This window comes from Cobetia sp. D5 (genome assembly GCF_035666195.1).
GTDB classification, from domain to species: domain Bacteria; phylum Pseudomonadota; class Gammaproteobacteria; order Pseudomonadales; family Halomonadaceae; genus Cobetia; species Cobetia amphilecti.
On sequence record NZ_CP142020.1, the window covers coordinates 3,442,808 to 3,468,735 of the forward strand.

At 64.5% G+C, this 25,928-nt stretch carries 21 protein-coding genes; 15 read left to right on the plus strand and 6 right to left on the minus strand.

From position 1 onward, the window contains the following. Nucleotides 1-265: 265 nt before the first annotated feature. Together U0O11_RS14375 and U0O11_RS14380 are read left to right on the plus strand one after the other, a co-directional pair. Nucleotides 266-1,825, plus strand: a complete 1,560-nt coding sequence (locus U0O11_RS14375) for a carbon-nitrogen hydrolase family protein (protein ID WP_279831993.1) — start codon at nucleotides 266-268, stop codon at nucleotides 1,823-1,825. Between the two features lie 4 nt (nucleotides 1,826-1,829). Beyond that, a complete protein-coding gene (locus U0O11_RS14380) occupies nucleotides 1,830-2,675 on the plus strand; it encodes a zinc-dependent peptidase (RefSeq protein ID WP_279836815.1) in 846 nt (281 codons plus the stop codon). Between the two features lie 213 nt (nucleotides 2,676-2,888). Here U0O11_RS14380 and U0O11_RS14385 read toward each other — a convergent pair whose 3' ends face one another. Then, a complete protein-coding gene (locus tag U0O11_RS14385; RefSeq protein ID WP_153636487.1) occupies nucleotides 2,889-3,812 on the minus strand; it encodes a LysR family transcriptional regulator in 924 nt (307 codons plus the stop codon). A gap of 200 nt (nucleotides 3,813-4,012) precedes the next feature. Here U0O11_RS14385 and U0O11_RS14390 point away from each other — a divergent pair, with 200 nt between their 5' ends. From U0O11_RS14390 to U0O11_RS14450, 13 genes are all read left to right on the plus strand, one after another. After that, the gene (locus tag U0O11_RS14390; RefSeq protein ID WP_242007692.1) at nucleotides 4,013-5,245 is read left to right on the plus strand and encodes a TauD/TfdA family dioxygenase; all 1,233 of its coding nucleotides are present in this window, start codon (nucleotides 4,013-4,015) and stop codon (nucleotides 5,243-5,245) included. A 131-nt stretch (nucleotides 5,246-5,376) separates the two neighbouring features. Further along, nucleotides 5,377-6,579 (plus strand): GGDEF domain-containing protein, encoded by a 1,203-nt coding sequence (locus U0O11_RS14395; protein ID WP_175089233.1) that lies wholly within the window; start codon nucleotides 5,377-5,379, stop codon nucleotides 6,577-6,579. 181 nt (nucleotides 6,580-6,760) lie between these two features. Then, complete coding sequence (locus U0O11_RS14400) at nucleotides 6,761-7,318, plus strand: lipocalin family protein (RefSeq protein WP_279836819.1); 558 nt, start codon at nucleotides 6,761-6,763, stop codon at nucleotides 7,316-7,318. Nucleotides 7,319-7,605: 287 nt separating this feature from the next. Continuing rightward, complete coding sequence (locus tag U0O11_RS14405; RefSeq protein ID WP_043334387.1) at nucleotides 7,606-8,424, plus strand: DUF1338 domain-containing protein; 819 nt, start codon at nucleotides 7,606-7,608, stop codon at nucleotides 8,422-8,424. Next, the gene (locus tag U0O11_RS14410; protein WP_192837393.1) at nucleotides 8,421-9,443 is read left to right on the plus strand and encodes a succinylglutamate desuccinylase; all 1,023 of its coding nucleotides are present in this window, start codon (nucleotides 8,421-8,423) and stop codon (nucleotides 9,441-9,443) included. Before U0O11_RS14405 ends, U0O11_RS14410 begins: the two co-directional genes overlap by 4 nt. A 588-nt stretch (nucleotides 9,444-10,031) precedes the next feature. Next, nucleotides 10,032-10,826: an ABC transporter ATP-binding protein gene (locus tag U0O11_RS14415; protein ID WP_442872660.1), complete on the plus strand. Its 795-nt coding sequence runs from the start codon at nucleotides 10,032-10,034 to the stop codon at nucleotides 10,824-10,826. A 189-nt stretch (nucleotides 10,827-11,015) separates the two neighbouring features. After that, complete coding sequence (locus U0O11_RS14420) at nucleotides 11,016-11,840, plus strand: transporter substrate-binding domain-containing protein (protein ID WP_043334394.1); 825 nt, start codon at nucleotides 11,016-11,018, stop codon at nucleotides 11,838-11,840. Nucleotides 11,841-11,881: 41 nt separating this feature from the next. Further along, nucleotides 11,882-12,598, plus strand: a complete 717-nt coding sequence (locus U0O11_RS14425) for an ABC transporter permease (RefSeq protein ID WP_043334396.1) — start codon at nucleotides 11,882-11,884, stop codon at nucleotides 12,596-12,598. A gap of 41 nt (nucleotides 12,599-12,639) precedes the next feature. Further along, nucleotides 12,640-13,392 carry an ABC transporter permease gene (locus U0O11_RS14430; RefSeq protein WP_225348169.1) on the plus strand — a complete coding sequence of 251 codons (753 nt, stop codon included), beginning with the start codon at nucleotides 12,640-12,642 and terminating at the stop codon, nucleotides 13,390-13,392. A gap of 249 nt (nucleotides 13,393-13,641) precedes the next feature. Beyond that, entirely contained in the window at nucleotides 13,642-14,406 is a 765-nt protein-coding gene (locus U0O11_RS14435; protein WP_153636493.1) for a transporter substrate-binding domain-containing protein, read from the plus strand. A gap of 286 nt (nucleotides 14,407-14,692) precedes the next feature. Beyond that, a complete protein-coding gene (locus U0O11_RS14440) occupies nucleotides 14,693-15,979 on the plus strand; it encodes an efflux RND transporter periplasmic adaptor subunit (protein ID WP_279836823.1) in 1,287 nt (428 codons plus the stop codon). Then, nucleotides 15,976-19,170: an efflux RND transporter permease subunit gene (locus U0O11_RS14445; RefSeq protein ID WP_279836825.1), complete on the plus strand. Its 3,195-nt coding sequence runs from the start codon at nucleotides 15,976-15,978 to the stop codon at nucleotides 19,168-19,170. Before U0O11_RS14440 ends, U0O11_RS14445 begins: the two co-directional genes overlap by 4 nt. 202 nt (nucleotides 19,171-19,372) lie before the next feature. Further along, nucleotides 19,373-19,783, plus strand: coding sequence for a hypothetical protein (locus U0O11_RS14450; RefSeq protein ID WP_054555691.1), 411 nt, complete (start codon nucleotides 19,373-19,375; stop codon nucleotides 19,781-19,783). A 105-nt stretch (nucleotides 19,784-19,888) separates the two neighbouring features. Here U0O11_RS14450 and U0O11_RS14455 read toward each other — a convergent pair whose 3' ends face one another. From U0O11_RS14455 to U0O11_RS14475, 5 genes are all read right to left on the minus strand, one after another. Next, nucleotides 19,889-20,503 (minus strand): nucleotidyltransferase family protein, encoded by a 615-nt coding sequence (locus tag U0O11_RS14455; protein ID WP_279836826.1) that lies wholly within the window; start codon nucleotides 20,501-20,503, stop codon nucleotides 19,889-19,891. A gap of 33 nt (nucleotides 20,504-20,536) precedes the next feature. After that, nucleotides 20,537-21,562, minus strand: a complete 1,026-nt coding sequence (locus tag U0O11_RS14460) for an XdhC family protein (RefSeq protein WP_279836828.1) — start codon at nucleotides 21,560-21,562, stop codon at nucleotides 20,537-20,539. Between the two features lie 103 nt (nucleotides 21,563-21,665). Continuing rightward, the gene (locus U0O11_RS14465; protein ID WP_279836830.1) at nucleotides 21,666-24,050 is read right to left on the minus strand and encodes a xanthine dehydrogenase family protein molybdopterin-binding subunit; all 2,385 of its coding nucleotides are present in this window, start codon (nucleotides 24,048-24,050) and stop codon (nucleotides 21,666-21,668) included. After that, nucleotides 24,037-24,630 (minus strand): (2Fe-2S)-binding protein, encoded by a 594-nt coding sequence (locus U0O11_RS14470; RefSeq protein WP_442872633.1) that lies wholly within the window; start codon nucleotides 24,628-24,630, stop codon nucleotides 24,037-24,039. The genes U0O11_RS14465 and U0O11_RS14470 overlap by 14 nt, the downstream gene beginning before the upstream one ends. Before the next feature lie 480 nt (nucleotides 24,631-25,110). Further along, nucleotides 25,111-25,815: a glutamine amidotransferase-related protein gene (locus U0O11_RS14475; protein WP_279836831.1), complete on the minus strand. Its 705-nt coding sequence runs from the start codon at nucleotides 25,813-25,815 to the stop codon at nucleotides 25,111-25,113. Nucleotides 25,816-25,928: the final 113 nt, after the last annotated feature.

A 25,928-nucleotide genomic window follows, 5' to 3' on the forward strand; every position in this document is an offset into this window, starting at 1 on the left:
GTTTTGGACGTTGTGCCGCGCAAATGCAAGCAAAATGAGCATTCGTTCAACATCGCGCTGAACGCCACTCAAGGCGCGAAGGCTCGCTCACCCTTGCAGTGACGCGAGGTTGGACCCATTGATGAGGGTTGCGTGACCAGGGCCGGTCATTGACCAAAGGATATTGATGACACCCGGCCTCGACAGCGCGAATAATGGGGCCCATCGCTTTCGCGCCAGCCACTTCCTGCCCTGATCCCCTCTCTTCATTTTCCAAGGAGTCTCGATGTCCGTCGAAGACCTGCACCTGAACCTGCGCAACCTGCAGGAATCAGACTACCCCCAGCTCAAGCGCCTGATGGACGGCATCTACGACGACATCGGTGGCGCCTGGCCTGAGCACACCATCAACCGTCTGATCGCCGAATTCCCCGATGGCCAGATCGTGATCGAGGATGGCGACAGGCTGGTCGGTGTCGCCCTGACGGCGCTGGTGGATTACGACGCCTTCTCCAACCCGCACAAGTACGACGACCTGATCGGTCAGCGCGAGATCATCCTCAACAAGGAGGATGGCGATGCGCTTTACGGTCTGGATGTGCTGATCGACGTCGACTACCGCGGCTATCGCCTTGGTCGCCGCCTGTACGAGGCGCGCAAGGAGCTGTGCCGCTCGATGAATCTGCGCTCGATTCTGGCCGGCGGGCGCATTCCCCAGTACCACGAATATGCCGCCGAGCTCTCGCCCTCCGAGTACATCGACAAGGTGGAGCGTCGCGAGATCCATGACCCCATCCTGTCGTTCCAGCTGGCCAACGGCTTCCTGGTCAAGCGCCTGTTGCGCCAGTACCTGCCGGAAGACGAGGATTCCCAGGGCTACGCCACGCTGCTGGAGTGGAGCAACATCCTGTTCGAGCCCGCCGAGCGCGTGCTGGAAAGCCGCAAGACGATGATTCGCGTCGGCGCCGTGCAGTGGCAGATGCGCAAGTTCGACAGTGTCGAATCCGTGCTGCAACAGGTCGAGTACTACGTCGACGCCCTGTCGGATTACCAGAGTGACTTCGCCGTCTTCCCGGAGCTGTTCAACACGCCGTTGATCGGCCTTTTGGAAGACCAGAGCGACCCGGTGCGCTGCATCCGCTACCTCGCCGGCTTCACCGAGCGCTTCAAGCAGGAAATCTCGCGCATGGCGGTGGCCTACAACATCAACATCGTGGCCGGCTCCATGGTCGAGATCGGTGACGACAACGAGCTCTACAACGTCACCTACCTGTGTCACCGCGATGGCGAGATCGACCGTCAGGCCAAGCTGCACATCACGCCGCAGGAGCGCCGCGACTGGATCATCAAGGGCGGTGACGAGCTGGCCGTGTTCGAGACCGACGCCGGACGCATCGGCATGCTGATCTGCTACGACGTGGAGTTCCCGGAACTGTCGCGTCTGCTGGCCGATCAGGACATGGATATCCTGATGGTGCCGTTCTGGACCGACACCAAGAACAGCTACCTGCGCGTGCGCAACTGCGCCCAGGCGCGTGCCATCGAGAACGAATGCTACGTGGTGGTCTGCGGCAGTGTCGGCAACCTGCCGTCCATCGAAAGCCTCGACATCCAGTACGCCCAGTCAGCGGTGTTCTCGCCGTCGGACTTCTCCTTCCCGCATGACGCGGTGATGGCCGAGACCACGCCGAACACCGAGATGATCATGTTCTCGGATCTCGATCTGGAGCGTCTCAAGGTGGTGCGCAGCGAAGGCTCGGTGACCAACCTGAAGGACCGCCGCAAGGACCTCTTCGAGCTGCGGCTGCGTGACTGGTCGTGGAAGTCCGGCAGCCGTCAGGACTGAGCCGATGACGCACTGGTGGCAACGGCTGTGGCAGCGCTCCGCTCGCCACGGCCGTGATACGTCAGCCCCCGACGCCTGCGCTGTCTCAACCGCATCCCCCGCTGGCGAGACAGCGCCGGATGACGCGTGGCAGGCAGCCCGCGAGCGCCTGCCGATTCTCGAGGGACTCGACGCCGAGGCACTGGCGCGTCTTGAGCGGCGCGCCCGCCATCAGCTGAACGACTGGAAGCTGACCAGCGCCGAACCGCTCGCACAGGTCGAGGCGCTGGCACTGGCCGCTCAGGCGATGCTGCTGCTCAACGGCTGGGCGCATGCCGAGCGCTGGCAGGACGCCGGCGCTCGCGTGCACGAGATCATGCTGCCGCAGCAGGCCATCCGCCGTGAGGTGGAAGAAATGGATGACGCCGGCGTGGTGCATGTCTTCGAGGATACCCGCGCCGGCGAGACCTGGTACCAGGGACCGGTGGTAGTCACCCGTGAAGACCTCTCCAATAGCGGTGACTGGAACGGCTTCAACGTGGTGATCCATGAATTCGCCCACAAGCTCGACATGGCCAACACCACCGATGCCGATGGCTTTCCACCCCTGCCGCGCCATATCAGCGCGGCGGAGTGGCACGCCACCTTCACTGCCGTGTGGGATGACCTGAGCGCGCGCCTGTCACGCGGTGAGCCGACGCCCATCGATGACTACGCCGCCAGCCACCCCGCCGAATGCTTCGCCGTCTGCTGCGAGTATTTCTTCAGCGCGCCGGATGAGCTCAATGCGGCCTATCCGGCGCTGTATGCCCTGCTGGAGCGCTTCTTCCAGCAGTCGCCATTGGCGCGCTGCCCGCCGCCTTCCGACTGACCACGCCTGGCAGATCTGACTACACGCTTGGAAGATATGTCCATCCGCTTGGCAGACAAGGCGCCAGCAAGGCGAGGAAATCGCGATAGAGAAGAGATAGCGGTCGCTTACCGCGCCGGGCATCGCCTCAAGCTAACGGTATATCGTTCGAAGGCGCATCAGTAGACACGCCGACTCGCTCAGCAGAGGTCGCAAAAGCCACCTCTGCATCGCTCACTGTGGCTCCGCCAACAGATAATCCCAGACACGCTGTGCGGTGGGCCGCATCGGGCGCTGATTGGAGCGCACCAGCCAGAAGTTCTGCTCGGCGGGAATCGTCAGCGCGAAGACCTGCTCCAGCCCGCCATTGCCGGACGCCAGCCATTGCCGGAAATGGCCTTCATGCACCAGCGCCACCCCCATGCCGAGCCGCGCCATTTCCAGCGTCATCACCTGGGTATCACAGCTGATGGTGGAGGTCGTCTTCTCCAGCCCCAGTTGATCTGCCGCCACCAGCCAGCGCCGCCAGCCCACCGCAAAGCCTGCGGCATGCAGCAGCGTCATGCCGGCCAGGTCCGCCGCCGTGGTCAGCTGCGCGCTCAGCGCCGGACTCGCCACGACGGCCATTCTCTCCTGCCCTGCCCCCACCTGGATCGCCTCTACCTGCGGCCAGTCGCCCTGGCCGTAGCGCAGCTCGATATCCACCTGCTCGCCATCGAAGTCGCTCTGCCAGAAGGCACTGACCAGACGCAGCGCGATCTCGGGCTGATCACGATGGAAGTTCGCCAGCCGCGGCAACAGCCAGGCCTGCTGGCTCATCGGGGTCGCCCGCAGGCTGACCGGCGCGGCGCGCGAGGGGCCGAAGACTTCCAGCGTGCCTTCCTGAAGGCGCTGGAAGCCATCCTGCAGCGCTGGCAACCAGGCCTGACCGGCCGGCGTCAGATTGAGGCTGCGGGCGTGACGCACGAACAATGGCTGGCCAAGGCGGTCCTCCAGCTGGCGAATCCGCTGGCTAATGGCCGACTGGGTGACACTGAGCTCCTCGGCGGCACGCGTGAAGCTCATCAGGCGCGCAGCGGCTTCGAAGGCCTGCAACCAGGCCAGCGGCGGCAGGGGGCGCGGCAAGGCATCCGGCGTCGTGGGGGAAGGTTCGTGCATGGCTATCTCGCATCAGAGCATGAAGGTCAATCGGCACACATTAGCTCAGCTAAGTCATGGCCGTCATATTTCGCGTTGGCCAGCCGTGATGACGAGGGGGACAATGGCCTCATTCTCGGGTCACGGCTCAGCCATACGACCCAGCCACGCGACACGCGTCGGCTCACCTGCTACTGCACACACGACATAGGACGGCGCCCATGGAGACTCTCATCGCATCTGCCCCTGACACCCAAGGCACTGAAGCGTCACAGGCACGCCATCAGTGGGACATGAAGGAATACCTGCCCCATCACGAGGGCGCGCCGCTGGTGAAGGCAGACCACGACGAGACCCTGGCGTCACTGGCATGGGCCAGCGGTGAGCAGACCCGACTGCCGCTGATCTGGCTGCGCGACCACTGCGCCTGCGATCTCTGCCGTCATCCGCAGACCTTCGAGCGCACCTTCATGCTGATGGACGACGCGGCCCTGACGGTGCACCAGATGCGTGTCGAGCAGGGCAATCTCGTCGTCGTCTGGCAGGACGGCCACACCAGCCGCTTCGATGCCGGCTGGTTGCTGCAACGTCGTCCGAGTGATGCGCCGCCGGCCACGCCGGTCCCTGCAAGCCAGGCCTGGCAGCAGGGCCATGAGCCTCACGTCACCGCCTTTGCCGACTACATGGCCGGTGGACAGGCGCGCCTGGGCTGGCTGGAAGCGCTGTGCCGCGACGGCTTCGCGATTCTGGATGCCGGCCCGACGGCAGGCGGCGAGATCGACCAGGTGGCCGCGACCATCGGCCCGATCCGCGCGACCAACTTCGGTGGCCGTTTCGAGGTCTTCTCCAAGCAGGCGCCCAACAACGCCGCCTACACGCCGATCGCACTGGAACTGCACACCGACCTGCCCAACTGGCGTCAGCCGCCAGACATCCAGATGCTCTACTGCCTGGCCAATGAGGCCGAAGGCGGAGACTCCATCTTCGGAGACGGCATGGCGGTCGCCGAAGCCCTGCGCGAGCGGGACCCGCAGGCCTTCAGGCTGCTGGCCGAGACTCCGGTGGACTTCCGCTTTGCCGACGAGACCACCGACCTGGTGGTGCGCGAGCCGGTGATCCATCTGGATGCCAACGACAAGGTCATCGAGGTGCGCTTCAACAACTGGATCCGCGACAGCCTGCGCCTGCCGCTGGAACAGATGCAGGCCTGGTACAGCGCCTATCGCCAGTACTGGAGCATCCTGCGGGAACCGGCCTTCCGCTTGCATCTCAAGCTGGAAGCCGGCCAGATGGTGGCCTTCGACAACCGCCGCGTGATGCACGGACGCAAGTCCTTCGACCCGACGACCGGCCGCCGCCACCTGCAGGGCTGCTATGTGGATTACGACATGGTGGAATCCGCGCTGCGCGTCACGGCGCGCCAGCTGGCCGGTGCCAACCTCACTCAGTCGTGAGCACGAAAGCTCTCATGCCGCGGAGTACTTGAAATAGCGTTGAACCGCACGCAAAGGTTGCGGCGGTTCCTCCAGGGCATACCACGCAAGGCAGTGGCATCCTGAGAGTCTGGCAACTCAGGTATCGCCCCATGAATCCCATGACACTCTGCTTTGCGGATGACACCCTGGAACGACGTTATCGGCGTCGACAGATCGAGACCTCACACAAGCTCAGCCGGATCACCATCCCGCTGAGCTGTCTGCTGTTCGCGTCCTATGGGCTGATCGAGCTCAGTCTGCTGGAGCACTACGAGCCCTACCTGCTGCTGCGCACCAGCGTTCTGATCGGCGTGTTGGGCCTGTTCCTGCTGTCACGCCTCCCGCGTTTCCGACACCACGTCAACGGCATCCTGTGCCTGGCCTCGCTGGTGGCAGCGCTGGGGACGCTGGCGATGTTCCATGTGGGGGACGGTCACGCCGGAGAGCACCTGGTGGAGAGCCACGCCGCCGGACAGCATGAGGACGAGCATGGTGACTTCCCGGTCTACTTCGTCGCCCTGTTGCTGGTGGTCTTCTGGACCTACACCCTGCTGGGACTGCAGTTCATCTATGCCATGGCCTGCGGACTGCTGATATGGATGGGCTGCACCGTCAGCTGCGCGCTGATGCATCTTGGCTCCGATACACTAGTGGAGGTCAACGAAGTCTTCTTCATGATGGCCGTCAATATGCTGGCAGGCCTTAGCGCCTACTCGCGCGAGCGCCAGAGCCGGCAACTCTTCCTGCATGAATGCCATATCACCGGCGAGCGGGACGATCTGCGCGACCACGCGATGTGCGACTCGCTCACAGGGCTGCTCAACCGGCGCGCCCTGCTGACACGCCTCGACCAGATACTCGATATCCAGACCCCCGGCACGGTGCAGGCCGCGCTGTTCATCGACCTCGATGGCTTCAAGCCCGTCAATGACCGCCACGGCCATGCCATCGGCGATGAGGTGCTGCGCATCACCGGCGAGCGCCTGGGCAACACCCTGCGCGGCAACGATATCGTCGGTCGCCTGGGCGGCGATGAATTTCTGGTGCTGATCAGCCGTGAGGGCAACGGCCGCAAGGGCCCGGAGCAGCTGGCGGAACGTCTGATCGACGCCATCAGCCGTCCCATCACGCTGGAAGTCGATGGTGAACCGCTGATCATCGCCGTCAGTGCCAGCATCGGCATCAGCCTGTTCCCCTTCTCGGGCGCCACGCCGGAAACGGTCATCGCGCGCGCCGACAGCGCCATGTACGAGGCCAAGCAACGCGGGCGGGGCGTCGTCGTCACCGGCAATCCGCTCCGCCTGGTACTGTGACGCTCGACGCTCGATGCTCGACGTCTCCTCGAGCATGTCGCCGCGCCACCCTCCCTCTTGAGACAGCGGCAGACGCCCCAATGAGACAAGGATGCCGTTTCGTCCTTTTTCTCATGACCCGCATCACGCCAGAACGCCCCACGACTCATCAATGGGGCGTCCTGGCGCATGGAGCCTGCCAATGACACGCCTGCCGCATCTTGCCTTCTCTCTACTCGGTCTCGGTCTCCTCGGCGGCTGCGCCGGAGTCCCGTCCGGCACCCAGCCCGTCGAGAACTTCGAGCTCGAACGTTACTACGGCGAATGGCACGAGATCGCCCGCCTGCCCAACAGCTTCGAGGAGGGCCTGAGCTGCGTCAGTGCCGATTACTCGCCCCGCGAGGGCGGCGGCGTGCGCGTCATCAATCGCGGCTACAACGCCGAGCAAGGGCAATGGAGCCAGGCCGAAGGTCGTGCCTACTTCACTCAGGGCAGCGAGACGGCGGCCCTCAAGGTCAGCTTCTTCGGCCCCTTCTATGGCGGTTACAACGTGTTGGCGCTGGATGACGACTATCAGTGGTCGCTGGTGGCCGGCGCCGATCGCGACTACCTGTGGATACTGGCGCGTGAGCCGCAGCTGGATGACGACACCTATCAGGCGCTGGTCGAGCAGGCCGCCGAGCTCGGCTTCGCGACCGACGCGCTGATCAAGGTCGAACAGGGCAACGCCTGCCCCTCTCCTGATGACACCGAACGCTGACACCGATAGCTGACACCGAATCCGTTCCCAAGACCCAAGGCCTGACACCAAGGCCTGACACCAAGGTCTAAACCGGCGCGTGACGTTTATATGGTGCGGACAGCCGCTTTCATCCAACCGACCTCGCATCTTGTCACGCGCGCGTGGCTCGCCAATGGTGAGCTGACAATCTTCCGGGGTAGCGCCTCGCCGAGTGCGCTGCCCTGATGCCAATCGTTTGATGCTGTCGCCCAGTGCCAGTGACGCCTCGCTGCACTGGGCAACTCAGTTCAGAGGGAGCCCGTGCCATGGATATCCAGCAGTTCTTCAGCGCCCTGTGGGATGACTACGTCGCCATGACGCCCCAGGCCCAAAAGATCCAGGATGCCTTCATCGCTGACGGCGAGACCATCGTCAACGACCACGTCGCCTTCCGCACCTTCGATCGCGGGCCGATTACCCTGAGCGCGCTGGAACCTCACCTGCTGGCGCTGGGCTATACCCGCTTCGCGCCCTATGATTTCCGCGAGAAGAAGCTGCGCGCCTTCGGCTATCTGCCGCCGTCACCCGACATGCCGCGCGTATTCCTCTCCGAGCTGAAATGCCATGAGTTGTCCGAGCGCGCCCAGGCGATCATCGATGGGCTGGTCAGCCAGATCTCGCCGGATGCCGCCACCCAGCCCTCCGTGCTGTGGTCGGGCCGCCTGTGGAAAGCGCCCAGCTTCGAGCAGTATCAGCGCCTGATGGAAGAGAGCGAGTATGCGGCCTGGCTGTCGATCATCGGTCTGCGCGCCAACCACTTCACCATCAGCGTCAACGCGCTCAGCCATCACGACACCCTCGACAAGGTGCTGACGCGCGTCGAGTCGCTTGGCCTTGGCATCAACCCGGCCGGAGGGCGCATCAAGGGCTCGCCCGAGGTGCTGCTGGAGCAGGCCTCCACCCTCGCCGACCGCCAGACCTTCACCTTCGCCGGTGGCGAGGAGCACGAAATCTCCACCTGCTACTACGAATTCGCGCGCCGCTATCCCGATGCCGATGGCGAGCTGTATCAGGGCTTCGTGGCGGCCAGCGCCGACAAGATCTTCGAATCCACCAATGTTCGCCAGGAGCCGACTGCCTCGTGATTGCCGACTGGCTAGACCTGACACTCGAAGGCCACGCCAGCGCCCGTGGCATGGGTCGTATTCCCGGCGGCCGCTATGAGATCGTCGCACCCGGCGTGCTGGAGATCACCCCCGACGTCACGGGGCCCAAGGCGCGCCCGTGCGTGATCTCCGCCGGCATCCACGGCAACGAGACCGCCCCCATCGAGCTGCTCGGTGAACTGATCGCGGGCCTGGAGAGCGGCCACCTGATCGTCGGGGCGCCGCTGTTGCTGATTCTGGGCAACCTGCCTGCCATCCGCAGTGGCGAGCGCTTCATCACCACCAATCTCAATCGGCTGTTCAAGCGCGCCGAGGCCAGCGTCACGGGCAACGACTGTCCGTCCGATGATGAGCCGGCACGCGCGCGTCAGCTGATGGCGGCAGTGGACACCTTCTATGCCCGCTTCCCGCTGGCCGAGGGCACGCGCCGTCTGCACTACGACATGCACACCGCCATCCGCGACAGCCTCTATCCGCGCTTCGCGGTGGTGCCCTTCAGTGATGGCGACGCCATCAGCGCATCGCAGTGGCCGATATTGAGCGCCGCCGGCATCCAGGCCGTGCTGCACCAGCATCAGCACAGCTGGACCTTCTCGCACTATTCGCGCCACTACCATGATGCCGACGCCTTCACGCTGGAGCTGGGTCAGGTTCGCCCGTTCGGCGCCAACGACATGGCAGCACTCGCACCGATGAAAGCCCTGCTCGCGGCGCTGGCGACCGGCACGGCACCCGCCGAAGCAGACCCTGAGGCCATCGACTACTTCACGGTGGAAGTGGAACTGATGCGTCAGTCAGCCGACTTCACGCTGTGCTTCAGCGAGGATGTCGCCAACTTCACTGCCTTCGCCCCTGGCAGCGTGGTGGCCGAAGACGCCGCTGCTGGCCCCTGCATCATCGGCGATACGCCACTGCGGGTGGTGTTCCCCAACGCGAAGGTGGAGATAGGCGCCCGCGCCGCCCTGCTGCTGGCCGAGAGCTCGACACCGACAGACTGAGTCACCAGACACTGAACAAACCGGCACTGAGCCACAAGCGCCGGCGTTCTGCCCGCCCATCCCCCTCAGGGCGCAGCACGATGCCGGCGCGATTGCACTGACGAAAGCCTTACTACAACGACAACAGGCGACCTTGAACATGAAGACTCCTCCCCCACGGCCGGACGGCATCCGCGTGCGTCCCTGCACGCCCCACCAAAGTCGTAACATTCCTCCACGCCAGATAGCGGTGAACCCTGCGTTGAGCTGGTAGAATCGGCCCCCTTTCCCGTCCACGACATGCAAGCACAGGCATTTTTCGCCTGTTGTAGACGGTCACTGGCAGCGAGAACGACGATCAATCGGACTGATCGTGAGGAACTGGCCATGCCCCTGACGGCATTCTCCGCCACTCCTCCCGTGCCACGCCTTGCCGCCTCATCACGTCTGCGTCGCGCAAGTCAGCGAGCGACAGTGAAAGGCAGTGCCAGGCAGCCGTGCCATGTCGGCAACGAACCTGTATCCCGAGCCCGACCGCCCCGCGGCGGACTCGTGGCGTGTCATTGCCCCCAGGGCTGGCAACGTCCGGATTGGAGTAACTGCATGACCATGAGATCTTCCGTGGCCGAGAGCCCGAGCAGCGACGCGCTGCCTCTCGAGGTCCGCAACATCACCAAGTCCTTCGGCACCAATCAGGTGCTCAAGGGCTTGTCGCTGCAAGCACGCAAGGGCGATGTCATCACCCTGATCGGCGCGTCCGGTTCCGGCAAGAGCACCTTTCTGCGCTGCATGAACCTGCTGGAGCAGCCGGACGGCGGCGACATCTTCGTGCATGGCGAGCAGATCGGCTTCAAGGAAAGCCGCCGTGGCCGTGAACCGATGGACTGGCGTCAGGTCGAGCGCATGCGCGCGCGCCTGTCGATGGTCTTCCAGGGCTTCAACCTGTGGTCGCACATGACGCTGCTGGAAAATGTCATCGAGGCGCCGATCCATGTGCTCGGCAAGCCGAAGAAGGAAGCCATCGCCCACGCACGCAGTCTGCTGGACCGCGTCGGCCTGCTCGAGCGCGCCGACTACTATCCGGCGCAGATGTCCGGTGGCCAGCAGCAGCGCGGCGCCATCGCACGCGCGTTGGCGATGGAGCCGGAGGTGATGCTGTTCGACGAGCCGACCTCGGCCCTCGACCCGGAACTGGTCGGTGACGTGCTCAAGGTCATGCGTGACCTGGCCGAGGAAGGCCGCACCATGGTGGTGGTGACCCACGAGATGAGCTTCGCGCGTGATGTCTCGAGCCAGGTGGTCTACCTGCATCAGGGACTGGTCGAGGAAGCCGGCAGGCCGGAAGACGTGCTGGGCAATCCCCAGTCGGAGCGCCTCAAGCAGTTCCTGGCGCCCAAGTACTGAGCAAGCGCCCTGATCACCAATACTGATGAATGGCCCTTGGCCCTTGGCCCTTGGCCCATCGCTGAGCCGACCGCTCGGCCTGTGGCACATCCCGGCACGGTGATCCCGTGACCGGCACATGATTCAGCACCGCGAGCGCCACGCCAACGGCAGGCCTCGAGGTGTCCAAGACTTCAGGAATGACAAGTAATGAAACAGTTCGCGACACGTGCCCTGCTGGGCCTCACCCTCGGCCTCTCCACCTTCGCCATCACCACCAGCGCCGCTCAGGCGGCCGATGTGCCGGACCCGCTGCGCCTGGGCATCGACGTACCCTACGCACCCTTCGGCTACAAGCTGCCCAGCGGTGAGCTGACCGGTTTCGAGATCGAACTGGGCAACGCCATCTGCGCCCAGCTCGCCACCCATTGCGAATGGACCGAGCAGGACTTCGACGGCATCATCCCGGGCCTGATGGCGCGCAAGTACGACGTCATCATGTCGGCGCTGACCATCAATCCGGAGCGTGAGCGTCAGGTGCTGTTCTCCGAGCCCTACTTCACGCCGCCGTCCGGCTGGTTCGTCAAGGCGGACAGCCCGCTGGCGGGCGCGGATACCCTCGATGCCGAGGCGCTCGCGGGCAAGGTGATCGGGGTGCAGCGTGGCAACCTGCAGGATCACTACGTCACCGACCTCTACGGCCGCACGGCTGAAGTGCGCCGCTACACCAAGCTCGATGACCTGGTGCTGGACATGGATAGCGGCCGCGTCGATGTCGCCTTCCTGGACCTGCCGGTAGGTCAGGACACCCTGGTCAACGCCAACGACGGCAACTTCGTCAACACCGGCAGCGCCATCAGCGAGCCGAAGAAGTACTTCGGCGACGGCTTCGGCATCGCCATGAAGAAGCGCGATCGCGACCTCAAGAAGGCCATCGATGGTGCCCTGGAAGCGCTCAAGGCCGATGGCACGCTGAAGCGTCTCAACGACAAGTACTTCGCCAGCGCCGCCACTGCGTCCGACAACCACCAGTAAGCCGCTGAACGGGTTATTCGGCGCTTCACGGGAGACTTCCCATGATTGACCTACAAGGCTACGGGCCCAGCCTGCTGGAAGGTGCCTGGGTCACGGTGCAGCTGGCCGTGCTGGCCCAGCTGCTGGCCATCGCGCTGGGGCTATTGACGGCGACGGCCAAGATGTCGCGCTCCACGCCTCTGCGCTGGCTCGCGACGCTCTACACCACCATCATCCGCGGCGTGCCCGACATCGTGCTGATGCTGCTGCTGTTCTTCGGCGGCCAGATCGGCATCAACATGGTCACCGACTGGCTGTACGACAGCTACGACATCGACGTCTTCGTCAATGTCGATGAGTTCACTGCCGGCGTCGTCACCATCGGCTTCATCTTCGGTGCCTACATGGGCGAGACCTTCCGTGGCGCCTTCATGGCGGTGGATGCCGGGCAGATCGAGGCCGGGCGTGCCTATGGCATGAACGACTGGAAGGTCTTCAAGCGCATTCGCTTCCCGCTGATGATGCGCCACGCCCTGCCGGGGCTGGGCAACAACTGGATGGTACTGCTCAAGACCACCGCCCTGGTGTCGGTGATCGGGCTGGTCGACATGGTGCGTGTCGCCAGTGAGGCCGCCAAGGCGACCCACGAGCCCTTCACCTTCCTGTTGCCGGTTGCGGCGGGCTATCTGCTGATCGCCACCGTGTCCGAATGGGGGCTGGCACGTCTCAAGAAGCGCTATAACGCCGGATTCGGGGAGGCCAGCGCATGGAACAACTGAATGATGCAGGCCCTTCAGGCGTCATCGCCCAGCTGGGTCAGATGCTCGAGGATGCGCTGAGCGACAACTACATCTTCACCGCGACCACCCTGTGGCACTACTGGGAAGGGCTGGTCACCACCGTACAGCTGGTATGTCTGGCGCTGCTCATCGGGCTGATACTGGCCGTGCCGCTGGCGATCATGCGCGGCTCGCGTCGTCGCTGGGTGAAGATGCCGGTCTATCTCTACACCTACGTCTTCCGCGGCACGCCGCTGCTGATCCAGCTCTATCTGATCTACTACGGCGTGGTGTTCTTCGACGGCTTCGACATCTCGCTGGGCGTGACCAGCGTGCATGTGCCCAGCATCCAGGAGACCTGGCTGTGGGACTACTTCCGTGATCCCTTCGTGCCGGCGCTGCTGGCCTTCGTGCTCAATACCGCGGCCTACACCACCGAGATCTTCCACGGTGCCATCCAGTCGACCCCCAAGGGCGAGATGGAAGCCGCCCGCGCCTACGGCATGTCACGTGGCAAGATGATGCGTCGCATCATTCTGCCCAGTGCCTTCCGCCGGGCGCTGCCGGCCTACGGCAATGAAGTCATCTTCATGCTGCATGCCAGTGCCATCTGCAGCGTGGTGACGCTTCTGGATCTCACCGGCGCCGCGCGTGACATCTACGCACGCTTCTACGCGCCCTTCGAGGCCTTCCTGTTCGTCGCCGCCATCTACCTGTGTCTGACCTTCACCATCATTGCCATATTCCGGCAACTGGAGAAACGCCTGCTGGCACACTTGAAACCGTTAAGCTGAACGTCAAAAGCGCCCTTTGTAGGGCGCTTTTTTTATATCAGGATATAACGGCAGGAATTCATCTCGTTTAACGACCGTTTGAATTTGTCCATTGACCCTCTTCACCACAGCCTCGGTCTGGGCTAGTGTGGAGCCACTGGCATGACACACCCCCTTATGTCCGCGGCTCAGACGGCTGGTGTTCAGGAGGGAGTGTCTGATGCCACTGATCAGCCAGTATGACCAACAACAATGATGGATGGGACTGACATGAAGAAGCTTCTGGGAATCTCCCTGCTGGGTGCAGCATTGATGGCCGGTGGCGCTCAGGCGGCCGAATCGCTGCGCATCGGCGTCGACGTGCCCTACGAGCCGATGGAATACAAGACGCCCGACGGTGAGCTGACCGGTTTCGATATCGAACTGGGCAATGCCATCTGCGCGAAGATCAACCGCGACTGCGAGTGGGTCATCCAGGCGTGGGACGGCATCATTCCCGGCCTGATGGCGCGCAAGTACGACGCCATCATGTCCTCGATGACCATCAATGAGGAGCGCCGCGAGAAGGTGCTGTTCTCCGACACCTACATCACCCCGCCGTCCGCCTGGTTCGCCCCGTCCGACAGCGAGCTGAGCGCCACCTCCCAGGAAGCCCTGGCTGACAAGGCCATCGGCGTGCAGCGCGGCACCCTGCAGGACAACTACGTCACCGATCTCTACGGCAAGAATGCCGAGGTCAAGCGCTACACCACCGCCGATGACCTGGTGCTGGACATGGAAGCGGGTCGCCTCGACATCGCCTTCCTCGACTTCCCGGTCGGCAAGTCCACCCTGATCGACGGCGGCAACGGCAACTACAAGGCCGTGGGTGAAGTGGTTACCGAGCCCAAGAAGTACTTCGGCGACGGCTTCGGTATCGCCATGCGCAAGCGTGACAAGGACCTGGCCGAGCAGATCAACGGCGCCCTGGCTGAGCTGAAGGCCGATGGCACCTACGACACCATCCACACCAAGTACTTCGGCGAGAAGCAGTAAGGTCGCTTCAAGCGGCATGCCAGCCATGCCGTGATGCCTGTGCCGAGATGCCTGCACAGTGAGTCGAGCGGCAGCAGACGCAAGTGACATGCACGTCAACAAGCCCCGCTGGCATTCGCCGCGGGGCTTTTGCGTTGAGCCCTTGCTCAAGCACAGCAGGCAGCCAGCGCGCCATCTGCACAATTGGTGCATATTCAGAATCAAAGCGGTGTGCTCCAAGGGGCTTATCCGTCGCAGGCCGGCTCTCTAGGATGCCGAGCCAACTATCCTGCAACGGAAAATTCTCATGTCGAGACTGAACTTACGTCCGGCGCGCCTTCCTCGTATCGCTTCTTCCCTGCTACTGACCCTTGGTGGCCTTCTGGCGCTCAGTGCCTGCAGCGAGGGCAACAGTGAAGAGACCGGCAACGCGCAACAGACTCCCCCGACGATGGAAGTCGTCGCCGCCCAGTCGCAGCCGGTCGCGGCCTGGCACACCTACACCACACGTCTGGAATCTCCCCAGCGCGTGCAACTGCGCCCACGCGTGAGCGGCGAAGTCGAAGAAGTGCTGTTCACCGAAGGCAGTCAGGTAAGCGCCGGCACGCCGCTGGTGCGTCTTGATCAACGCCCCTTCAAGGCCGAGGTTCAGCGTCTGGAAGCGGATGTCGCACGCATCAAGGCTGAGCTGGCCAATGCCCGTAGCGAGTCCGGTCGCGCCGCCAGTCTGGTCAAGCGCAACCTGATCTCGCGCGAGGAAGCCGATTCGCGCAGCACAACCGCCACCGGCCTCAATGCACAGCTCAAGGGTGCCATCGCCCAGCTGGAGCGTGCCCGTCTGGATCTGGACTACGCCACCATCCGCGCCCCGATCGATGGCCGCCTGTCCAATGCGCGCATCACGCGTGGCAACACCGTGCAGGCTGGCCAGAGCGTGCTGACCACGCTGGTCGAGACCCGCCAGCTGGACGCCTATATCGACATCAGCGAGCTGACCTGGAACCAGGACTTCGCGAACGTCAGCGCCGATGACCACCTGCCGGTCGAACTGCAGCTGGCCGGTCAGCAGGATTTCCCCTTCCACGGTGAGCTCGATTTCATCGACAACAGCGTCGATATCGATACCGGCACCCTGCGGATCGGCACCACCTTCAGCGCCGATGATGCCGCCCTGCGTCCGGGCGCCTTTGCACGCCTGCGTCTCGCCTCGCCCGAGATCCGTGATGCCGTGCTGATTCCGGAACGCGCCATCGGCACCGATCTGGACCGTCAGTTCGTGCTGGTGGTCGCCGAGGACAACACCCTCGCCTACCGCGGCATCACCACCGGCCCGCGCTTCGGCCCGCTGCGTGCCGTCACCGATGGCCTGGCCGCCGGTGACCGCGTGCTGGCCGCGGGGCCTGCCAAGGCAGGTCCGGGCATGCCGATCACCCCCAAGCTGGTCGAGATGCCTGATGACGGTGCCCTCAAGGCACTCGCCGCGCGTATCTCGCGCCTGCAGCAGCAGACCGCCCAGCCGCTGGATCAGCACAACGACCAGGACGCCGCGACACTGGCCGAGGCTGACCGTCAGGCAGCCGGAGGCCGTTCGTGAATATCTCCAGCTTCTTCATCAAGCGCCCGGTCTTCGCCGCGGTGCTGTCGATCCTGATCGTCATCTCCGGGATGCTGTCGCTGTTCCAGCTGCCCATCTCCGAGTATCCGGAAGTCGTGCCGCCCACCGTGGTGGTGCGCGCCAACTACCCGGGGGCCAATCCCGAAGTCATCGGGGCCACCGTCGCCACGCCGCTGGAGCAGGAAATCACCGGCGTCGAAGGCATGCTGTACATGGACTCCCAGGCGACCTCCGACGGCAACCTGACCCTGACGGTGACCTTCGCGCTGGGCACTGACCTGGACAAGGCCCAGGTGCAGGTGCAGAACCGTGTGGCCCGCGCCACGCCACGCCTGCCGCAGGAGGTGCAGCAACTCGGCATCACCACCGAGAAGGCCTCGCCCAACCTGACGATGGTGGTCCACCTGACCTCCCCGGATGGCCGCTATGATCAGCTGTGGCTGTCCAACTACGCGCGCCTGAACCTGAAGGACAATCTCGCCCGTCTCGAGGGGGTCGGCGACGTGCAGCTGTTCGGTGCCGGCGAGTACTCGATGCGCGTGTGGCTCGACCCGGACGCCGTGGCGGCGCGGGGCCTGTCTGCCGGTGACATCATCAGTGCCCTGCGGGCCCAGAATCAGCAGGTCGCCGCCGGTTCCGTCGGTGCCCAGCCCTCGCCTGACGACAACCAGTTCCAGCGCCTGCTCAATGTGCGGGGCCGCCTGGAGAGCGCCGAGGAATTCGAGAACATCGTCATCCGTGTCGATGAAGACGGCCGTCTGACACGCCTGAAGGATGTGGCGCGTGTCGAACTGGGCGCCGACAACTATTCGCTGCGCGCGCAGCTGGATGGCAAGGACGCCGTGGCGATGCCGATCTTCCAACGTCCCGGCTCGAATGCCATCGCGCTGTCGGATTCCGTGCGCGAGCGCATGAGCGAGATGTCCGAGGCCTTCCCGGATGGCGTCAGCTACGACATCGTCTACGACCCGACGGTCTTCGTGCGTGGCTCCATCGAGGCGGTCATCGACACCCTGTTCGAGGCCATCCTGCTGGTCGTGATCGTGGTGATCCTGTTCCTGCAGACCTGGCGGGCCTCGATCATTCCGTTGATCGCGGTGCCGGTCTCGCTGATCGGGACGTTTGCGGTCATGCAGCTGATGGGCGTGTCGATCAATACGCTGTCACTGTTCGGGCTGGTGCTCGCCATCGGTATCGTCGTCGATGACGCCATCGTGGTGGTGGAGAATGTCGAGCGCAACATCGAGCTGGGTCACTCGCCCATCGAGGCCACCCAGATCGCCATGCGTGAGGTGACCGGCCCGATCATCGCCATCGCGCTGGTGCTGACGGCGGTATTCGTGCCGACGGCCTTCATCAGCGGCCTGAGCGGTCAGTTCTACAAGCAGTTCGCGCTGACCATCACCATCTCGACGCTGATCTCGGCCTTCAACTCGCTGACGCTGTCACCGGCGCTGTCGGCCCTGCTGCTCAAGCCGCATGGCAGCAAGCCGGACTGGCTGACCCGTGTCATCGACGGCCTGTTCGGTCGCTGGCTGTTCGCACCGTTCAACCGTGCCTTCAATGCGATGGCCAACGGCTATACCGGCCTGATCAAGAAACTCCTGCGCTTCGGTGTCATCGTCGGCGTTATCTATCTGGCCCTGCTCGGTGCCACCGGCAAGCTGTTCGACAGCGTGCCCGGCGGCTTCATCCCCGGGCAGGATAAGCAGTACCTGGTCGCGATGGCCCAGCTGCCGGACGCCGCCAGCCTCGACCGCACCTCCGAGGTCATCGACGAGATGCAGGCACTGGCGCTGGACACACCGGGCGTGGCGCACACCGTGGCCTTCCCGGGGCTCTCCGTGAACGGCTTCGTCAATGCCTCCAACTCCGGCATCGTGTTCGCGACCCTGGCGGACTTCGATGAGCGACAGTCGCCCGAGCTTTCCGGTCAGGCGATCGCCGCTCAGCTGAACCAGAAATTCGCGGGGATCGACGAGGCCTTCGTCGCCGTCTTCCCGCCGCCGCCGATTCTGGGCCTGGGCACTACGGGTGGCTTCAAGTTGCAGCTGCAGGACCGTGGCAACAAGGGCTTCGATGAGCTGTTCTCCGCCGTGCAGACCATCACCGCCAAGGGCAACGCTGACCCGCGTCTGAGCAGTGTCTACTCCAGCTTCCGCATCCAGGTGCCGCAGTACGACATCGATCTGGATCGCGAGCAGGCGATGATCATGGGCGTGCCGGTGGAACGTGCCTTCGAGACTCTGCAGGTGTACATGGGCTCGCTGTACGTCAATGACTTCAACCGCTTCGGGCGTACCTATCAGGTGCGCGCCCAGGCCGAGCAGTCGGCGCGTCTCGACCCGGATGACATCCGCAATCTCAAGGTGCGCAGCGACAACGGCCGCATGATTCCACTGGGCAGCTTCGTCAAGGTGACACCGACCACCGGCCCGGACCGCGTGATGCACTACAACACCTTCGTCAGCGCCGACATCAACGGCTCGCCGGCGCCGGGCGTCTCCAGTGATCAGGCCAAGGCCGCCATCGAGGAAGTGCTGGCCGGCAACCTGCCACAGGGCATCGGCTACGAGTGGACGGAGGTGACCTACCAGCAGGTGCTGGCCGGCAACACCATGATCTACATCTTCCCGCTGGTGGTATTGCTGGTGTTCCTGGTGCTGGCCGCCCAGTACGAGAGCTGGTCGCTGCCGCTGGCGATCATCCTGATCGTGCCGATGACACTGCTGTCGGCGCTGGCCGGTGTCTGGCTGACGGGGGGCGACAACAACATCTTCACGCGCATCGGCTTGATCGTGCTGGTGGCGCTGGCGTGCAAGAACGCGATCCTGCTGGTCGAGTTCGCTCGTGAGCAGCAGCATGCTGGCCAGAGTCGTCTGGACGCCGTGCTGACGGCCTGTCGCCTGCGTCTGCGTCCCATCCTGATGACGTCGGTAGCCTTCACCGCGGGCGTGGTGCCGCTGGTACTGGCCACCGGTGCCGGCAGCGAGATGCGGCAGGCGATGGGCGTGGCGGTGTTCTCCGGCATGATCGGCGTCACCGTGTTCGGTCTGCTGCTGACACCGCTGTTCTATGTCGGTATCCGCCGCCTGGTCGAGAAACGTGAAGCGCATCAGGACGCTGACACGCCGGACAGCAATGCCGAGTCAGGCCGCCACAGTCATTGATACGACCACTGAGCTATCCACTGATACGACCACTCTCCTGAGAGATCGAGAACAGGCAAACGCCACGGGGCGTCGCGGCTTCAGCAACCGTTGAAGCATTGACTCCCCGTTGGCAACACTGCCATTCCGTTCGTGGCATGTTTACTGCTCACGACTCTCGGCATAATGCCCATCAATATTTACCCACTCGGGAGCAGGTGCCATGTACGCCGATACCTTCAATGATCTGGCCCTCGAGGCCGAACTCGAAAACTTCGCGCACCGCTGGTTCTCCATGCTCAACCGCATGGCGCCTGCTATCGAACTGGCGGAGCTGCTGGGCGAGGAGGCTTCCATCCAGCTGCTGGATGAAACCCTGACCGGCAGCGAGTACCTGGCCAACTGGGAGCAGCGTCGCAGCGAGCTGCTGGTCAATGGCCATGCACTCGGCTGGGTGCGTGCGCAGCGCAACAGCCTCGACAGCGCCACCCTGCGCATGGGCGGTGAACACCGTGCCGCCATGCGCGATGGCAGCGTATTGCACACGCATTTCGACGCCGAGTGGGTGCTCGACCTGAGCTGGGGCGAGCCGCGCATCCAGAGCATCAAGCTGCTGGATATGCGCACGCTGTAACACGATAGGCAGACAGCAAAAGGCCCCGTCACTCCAAGGTGACGGGGCCTTTTGCTGTCTGGAGGGGCCTGTTTCCAGCGCACGTGAATTCTTGCAGTTTCAGTTTCAGCCTCTGAGCTTCAGCATCGCTGGCGTGTCGATGTCGTGATGAATACCGGCATCGCCGACTGCCACCTCACGCAGCGCCTCGCGATGTCGCGCGATCACCTCGCGCGCGCCCTCGCCGCCCTCAAGCGCCGCAAGCTCTGCCCACAGCGCCCGCCCGAACAGCACCGGATGCCCGGGGCCGCCCTCGCCGTCAAGCCTCGGTCGCACGATATGCACGCCATCGGCCTGGGCCTCGGCCTGCAGGGCATGAAAGGTCTGCGCCGTGACCTGCGCCATGTCCGCCAGCCATACCGCCGCCACCTGCACATGCGCCAATACAGCCTCATCACTGAGCTGACGGAAGGCATCGCCGAGACTGGCACCGAGGCCGTTGCCCGCCTGCGGCGCACGCCAGATCCGCCCGTCATGCTCACGCGCGAAGTCATCTCCCAGCAGTGCGGCGGGATCATCGTCCTCACGCAGCAGCAGACGCCAGTCCACCTCACAGCACATGACCCGCGCAAGCGTCGCCATCAGCAGTGTCTGGCCATCCGCCAGACGCGCCTGACGCTTGTCACTGCCGAAGCGGCGACTCTGCCCCGCGGCCATGACCAGAATGATCGACTCATTCATGGGCGACCTCCCTGACGATTTCACCAAGCGCCTTCACAGACTCTCGCGAGCGCGACCACGCCGGATGCGCACGATATCGGCCATCACCGCCAGCGCGATCTCGGCCGGTGTCTTGCTGCCCAGATTCAGCCCGATCGGCATCACGATGCGCGCAATCTCCTCGGCGCTGAGCCCACCGCTGCGTGCCAGCCGCTCGGCGCGCGCCGTTGAGGTACGCAGCGAGCCCATCACCCCGATATAGAACGCGGGCTGGCGTACCGCCTCGATCATCGCCAGGTCATCGATACGCGGGTCGTGGGTCAGCGCGACCACGGCGGTGGCGGCATGACAGCCGCCGGCGGCGATGAAGCGTGACGGCAGCTCGCGGCGCAGGCTGACGCCCTCGAGCGGCGCCTTGCGGGAATCCCAGTCGGCCAGCACTTCCTCGCGCGGCTCGCAGATGATCACCTCGAAGCCGAGGCTGACGGCGAAGGCTGCGCAGGCTTCCGCCACCGGCGAGAGCCCCGCCAGCAGCAGACGCGCCACCGGCCCGACCCGCAGCTGATAGCCGCATGCCTCACCCTCATGGCCCTTGAGTGGCTCGACCCGCTCCCCCAGCCCGCTGTCGTGCTGAAGCGTACGCGCGCCATCCCCCTCCAGCATCACCTGGCGCAGACGCGGCGTCTGGCCCTCGAGTGCTGCACGCAGCGCCTCGAGGTGCGCGATGTCCGCGTCACAGGCCGTGAAGCGCTCGACCAGTACGTCCAGAATGCCGCCACAGGGCAAGGCGATCCCCGCGCCCTGGTGGCCGCCCTCGCCATAGCGGATCACCTGGGCAGGCGCGGTGAATTCCCCGTCAGCCAGGCGCGCCAGAAAGTCCTCCTCGACACAGCCGCCGGACAGCGAACCACGATGTTGCCCATCGGCGCGCGCCACCAGCCAGGTGCCCGGCTCACGCGGCGAGGAGCCGAAGGTGGCCAGCACCGTGCACAGCCAGATCGGGCGCGCGGATGGCTCGCCATCTGCGGGTGCCAGCCAGTCGATCGCCTGATGGATCACTTCAAGATCAAGGTGTTGCATCAATAATCTCTCATATCAGAAGCCTGCGCCCGGTCTGAAGACACGAAACCCGCCACCCGGGCATGCCGGAGTGGCGGGTATCAGAGGCATTCACCGGGGAGGATCAGGCCTCGCTGAGCGCGGCCTTGAGCGCCGCCGGACGCATCGGCAGGTCACGCAGCCGCACGCCGACCGCATGCTGAATGGCGTTGGCGATCGCCGGTGCGACCACCGTGGTGCCCGGCTCGCCGAGACCGACCGGCATCTCGGTGCTGTCGACGAACTCGAGATCCATCTGCGGCACCTGATGCATGCGCAGCGGCTGGTAGGCGCCCAGATTCTGCGCCACCGGGCCGCCCTCGCGGTATTCGGTGCCTTCGTGCATCGCCATCGAGACGCCCCACAGGAGCGAGCCTTCCAGCTGTGCCATGGCGCCATCCGGATGCGCCAGCGTACCGGCATCCACCACGCTGGTCAGCTTCTCGAGCTTGACCTCGCCCGTGGCGCGATCGACCTTGACCCGTGCCACACAGGCCACCCAGGTCGGCATGCTGCGTTCCTGACCGAAGCTCAGCGCCACGCCCATGCCGGTGTCTGCCGGCAGGCTGTCGCGTTCACTCCAGCCGGACTTCTCCATCACGCGCTTGAGCACGTTGCGCAGACGCTCGGCGCCGCCGGTGCTGACCGGCGCCTTGCCGGCGTTGCGGCCTTCGGCGTCCAGCAGTGCGAGACGGAATTCAGCCGGGTCCTGGCTGGCGGCCAGTGCCAGCTCATCGATATGCTGTTCGACCGCCCACAGCGTCCAGCCCGGTGCGACGGAGCGCAGGTAGCCGGGCACGAAGGCCTCGTGGGCGACCTTGTTCTGCTGCGCCCAGACACGCTGGGTGCCGACGTTGTACCAGTGGTCCGCGCCGCTGATGGAGAAGGAGTCCAGCTTGCCGCCGCCCTCGACCGCCTCTGCAAGGAAAGCCGGTATCAGGGCTGCCGTCGGCCAGCCGGCGGCGGCGGCGTGCTCGGAGGCCACCACGCGACCCTCGGCATCGAGACCGGAACGCAGACGCTGCACCGAGGGCGAACGCACGCAATCGAAGCGGCTGTCATCCGGGCGCGTGAAGATCATCTTCACCGGACGCCCCACGGCCTTGGAGGCCAGCGCTGCCGGCACGGCGTAGTCACCGTGCAGACGACGCCCGAAACCACCGCCCAGATACAGCTGGTGATGGGTGACCTTGCCTTCCTCGAGCTCCAGCGCCTTGGTGACCAGTGAGGTCAGCAGGGACTGCTGCTGGTTGCCGCAGTGGATGTGCCAGTGGCCATCTTCTTCGTAAGCCAGCGCATTGGCCGGTTCCAGCGTGAAGTGCAGCACGCTTGAGGTGGTGAAGGTGGATTCCACCGTGGTGGTGGCATTCTCGAGCAGCGGCGCAGGGTCGCCCTGATCCACCAGCAGCGAGCCATTGTCGCGGCTCGGCGAGCTGACCAGACGCTGGCCCTCGGCCTGGATCGCCGTCTCGTCGATCTGATAGCTGTCGCCCTTGCTCCACTCGACCTTGAGCAGGTCGGTGGCGCGCATGGCCGCCGAGAAGTTGTCGGTGATGACCGCAAGCCAGCCCTGGCAGATACCGGACGGGTCCTTGAGCTCGATGGTCTGGCGATAGCCGATGACCTTGCGGGCTTCGCTGTCATCGACGGCAGTGACCTTGCAGCCGAAGCGGCTCGGCGGCATCACCGGACGCGCATGCAATGTCTTGCCGACACGCGCCTCGATATCTGCCGGCAGGGTGTAGTCGATGCCGTAGACGGCCTGACCGTTGGTCTTGGGCGGCACGTCCAGCGCGTTGCCCCTGGTACCCAGCACGCGACGCTCGGAGGCCGGCTTGAGCTCGATGGCCGCAAGTTCCTCCTCGGAGAAGCTGCGCTCCAGCCCCGCCGCGACGATCTCGCCATAGCTCAGCGACTGATCGCCACTGATGACGCGACCCTTGCGCGCCTTGCAGCTCTCGACCGCCACGCCCATCTGCTGAGCGCCCGCCTCGATCAGCGCGATACGTCCCGCCGCGCCGGCCTGTGACAGCGGCTGGTAGCTCTGGTGAACCGACCAGCTGCCGCCGGTGATCATGTAGCCCCACTTGGGGGCGCTGTCGACGTAATCGACCTTGACGCTGTCCCAGTCGGCCTCAAGCTCCTCGACCACCAGACGCGCGAGGCTGGTGGCGACGTGCTGGCCCATCTCGGACTTGGTGATATGCACGGTGACGGTGCCATCCGTGGCGATGGCGTACCACATGGTCGGCTCGAAGGCCCCGGCGGACAGCGTCTCGCTGGCCGAGCCCTTGCCGTCTGACCCGGCGGCCAGCGCCGCGCCGGACACGCCGAAGGCCAGCATGGTGGAACCCGCCACACTGCCGATCAGGAAGCCACGCCGCGTGATACCGCCGCGGCTCGAGGAAGTCTTGTGCGCGGCAGCAAGCTCGCGCTGATGCGCGGCCAGCTTGTCATCAAACCTTGCCATGAGACGTCTCCTCGACAGCAGAATGGGATACGGTGCCTGCCGTGGCACGCGGATCGAAGGTACCGACGCCGGCAGTCGCGGCCGTGGCGTCGGTCTGCTGACCGCTCAGCTGGCTGGTGGCACGCTCATTGGCGATGGTGGCGGCACGCTTCACTGCGCGATGGATGCGCACGTAGGCCATGCAGCGACACAGGTTGCCGGCCATGGCGGCGGTGACCTGCTCATCGGTGGGGTCGGGCGTGTTCTTGAGGAAGTCGGCGGCCTGCATGATCTGGCCGGACTGGCAGTAACCGCACTGCGGCACCTGCTCCTCGACCCAGGCCTGCTGCAGCGGGTGGTCATCGTTCTCGGCCAGCCCCTCGATGGTGACGATGTCACCACCTTCGGCGGCCAGAACCGGCAGGACACAGGTACGCGCCGCTGTGCCGTTCAGGTGCACGGTACAGGCGCCGCACTGGGCGATGCCGCAACCGAACTTGGTGCCGGTCAGACCCAGGTGCTCACGCAGCACCCATAACAGCGGGGTTTGCGGATCGACCTCGAGACTGACGGCCTTGCCGTTCAGAGTGAAGTTGGCCAAGGGGCTTCTCCTCAGGAGCATGAAGCAGGGACAGGATTGAGATACAGAGCTGGGATACAGAGCGGCGCGACGGCATGACTCGACATGGCGTCAGTAGACTGACGCTGCGTGTGTCCGGTGTCAGGGGGCGAACGGCACGTTGCATGTCGGGCAGGCTGCGCGATTGGCATACCCCGAATGGCGAAATTCTACAGGTCACGACTCAGCACCATGGTGCCAAACGGGAAACAGTGTAGTGTCACCAGACCGCGGCATGTCACCAGACCGGGGTATGACACCTGCCATGGTAAACAGCGCATGTGACATGCATGACAGTATAGCGTTTCGCGGGGTGCGATCGGCAGTGGATTCCACGCAAGCCGGGCACGATTCGTCACCGATGCCTGGCGGCGCCTGATAGCTGACAGTCCCTGCCGACGCCTGATGGCTGCTGCCCGTTGCTGACGAGGCGTGAAAAAAGCGTCCTGCGCTGGTCAGGCCTCAACGCCAGTGGCGAATGAAGGCCAGCATCCATTGCGTCATCACGGTGCTGTCTGGCGTGACACTCAGAGAGGCTTCGCCCTCACGCACCCGATGTTCGCCGATCTGTTCGCGACGCAACCTCATCAGGTCACGTGAGTAGGCGGGGCTGAACTCGGGATGCCCCTGCACCCCGAGGCAGCTGCCCACCTCGATCAGATAGAAGGCGCAGAAGGCGCTGTCCGCCAGCACCCGGGCATCGGCAGGCAGGACACTGACCTGATCCTGATGGCTGACGATGAGATCCAGCCCTGCTTGCGGCGGTTGCATCCAGGGGCGTTGCGCACGGACACGATTGAACGACAGGCCGACACCCCAGCCGCGCGCATGTTTCTCCACCTCGCCCCCCAAGGCCCTGGCGATCACCTGATGGCCGAAGCAGACACCGACCAGCGGCAGCTTTGCCGCATGCACGCGCCGGACGAACTCACACAGTGTCGTGATCCAGGCGAGCCCATCATTGACGCCATGCCTTGACCCGGTGATCAGCCAGCCATCGCAGGCATCCAGCTGCTCGGGAAATTCGCCATCCAGGCAGCGCCAGACGCTGAGCCGGATATCCGGGTCGCTGCTAGTGAGCAGGGCCTCGAACATGGCGGGGTAGTTGCCGTGCCGATCGATGAGGGCCGGATTGACGTCATCGCATTGCAGCAGACCGATATGCATCACTACCTCCTGAGGTGGCGGGGTCGGCGACGTCCGCGCCACGACCGCGGCACGACCGTACGTGACAAGCAACGACTGCGCTGTCGCTTCTGCTACCGTCGTTGACGTATTCG

Bases quoted from the DNA above. Each gene is read 5' to 3' on its own strand.
- U0O11_RS14375 (WP_279831993.1), top strand. From the start codon at position 266: ATGTCCGTCGAAGACCTGCACCTGAACCTGCGCAACCTGCAGGAATCA.
- U0O11_RS14380 (WP_279836815.1), top strand. From the start codon at position 1,830: ATGACGCACTGGTGGCAACGGCTGTGGCAGCGCTCCGCTCGCCACGGC.
- U0O11_RS14385 (WP_153636487.1), bottom strand. From the start codon at position 3,812: ATGCACGAACCTTCCCCCACGACGCCGGATGCCTTGCCGCGCCCCCTG.
- U0O11_RS14390 (WP_242007692.1), top strand. From the start codon at position 4,013: ATGGAGACTCTCATCGCATCTGCCCCTGACACCCAAGGCACTGAAGCG.
- U0O11_RS14395 (WP_175089233.1), top strand. From the start codon at position 5,377: ATGAATCCCATGACACTCTGCTTTGCGGATGACACCCTGGAACGACGT.
- U0O11_RS14400 (WP_279836819.1), top strand. From the start codon at position 6,761: ATGACACGCCTGCCGCATCTTGCCTTCTCTCTACTCGGTCTCGGTCTC.
- U0O11_RS14405 (WP_043334387.1), top strand. From the start codon at position 7,606: ATGGATATCCAGCAGTTCTTCAGCGCCCTGTGGGATGACTACGTCGCC.
- U0O11_RS14415 (WP_442872660.1), top strand. From the start codon at position 10,032: ATGAGATCTTCCGTGGCCGAGAGCCCGAGCAGCGACGCGCTGCCTCTC.
- U0O11_RS14420 (WP_043334394.1), top strand. From the start codon at position 11,016: ATGAAACAGTTCGCGACACGTGCCCTGCTGGGCCTCACCCTCGGCCTC.
- U0O11_RS14425 (WP_043334396.1), top strand. From the start codon at position 11,882: ATGATTGACCTACAAGGCTACGGGCCCAGCCTGCTGGAAGGTGCCTGG.
- U0O11_RS14430 (WP_225348169.1), top strand. From the start codon at position 12,640: ATGCTCGAGGATGCGCTGAGCGACAACTACATCTTCACCGCGACCACC.
- U0O11_RS14435 (WP_153636493.1), top strand. From the start codon at position 13,642: ATGAAGAAGCTTCTGGGAATCTCCCTGCTGGGTGCAGCATTGATGGCC.
- U0O11_RS14440 (WP_279836823.1), top strand. From the start codon at position 14,693: ATGTCGAGACTGAACTTACGTCCGGCGCGCCTTCCTCGTATCGCTTCT.
- U0O11_RS14450 (WP_054555691.1), top strand. From the start codon at position 19,373: ATGTACGCCGATACCTTCAATGATCTGGCCCTCGAGGCCGAACTCGAA.
- U0O11_RS14455 (WP_279836826.1), bottom strand. From the start codon at position 20,503: ATGAATGAGTCGATCATTCTGGTCATGGCCGCGGGGCAGAGTCGCCGC.
- U0O11_RS14460 (WP_279836828.1), bottom strand. From the start codon at position 21,562: ATGCAACACCTTGATCTTGAAGTGATCCATCAGGCGATCGACTGGCTG.
- U0O11_RS14465 (WP_279836830.1), bottom strand. From the start codon at position 24,050: ATGGCAAGGTTTGATGACAAGCTGGCCGCGCATCAGCGCGAGCTTGCT.
- U0O11_RS14475 (WP_279836831.1), bottom strand. From the start codon at position 25,815: ATGCATATCGGTCTGCTGCAATGCGATGACGTCAATCCGGCCCTCATC.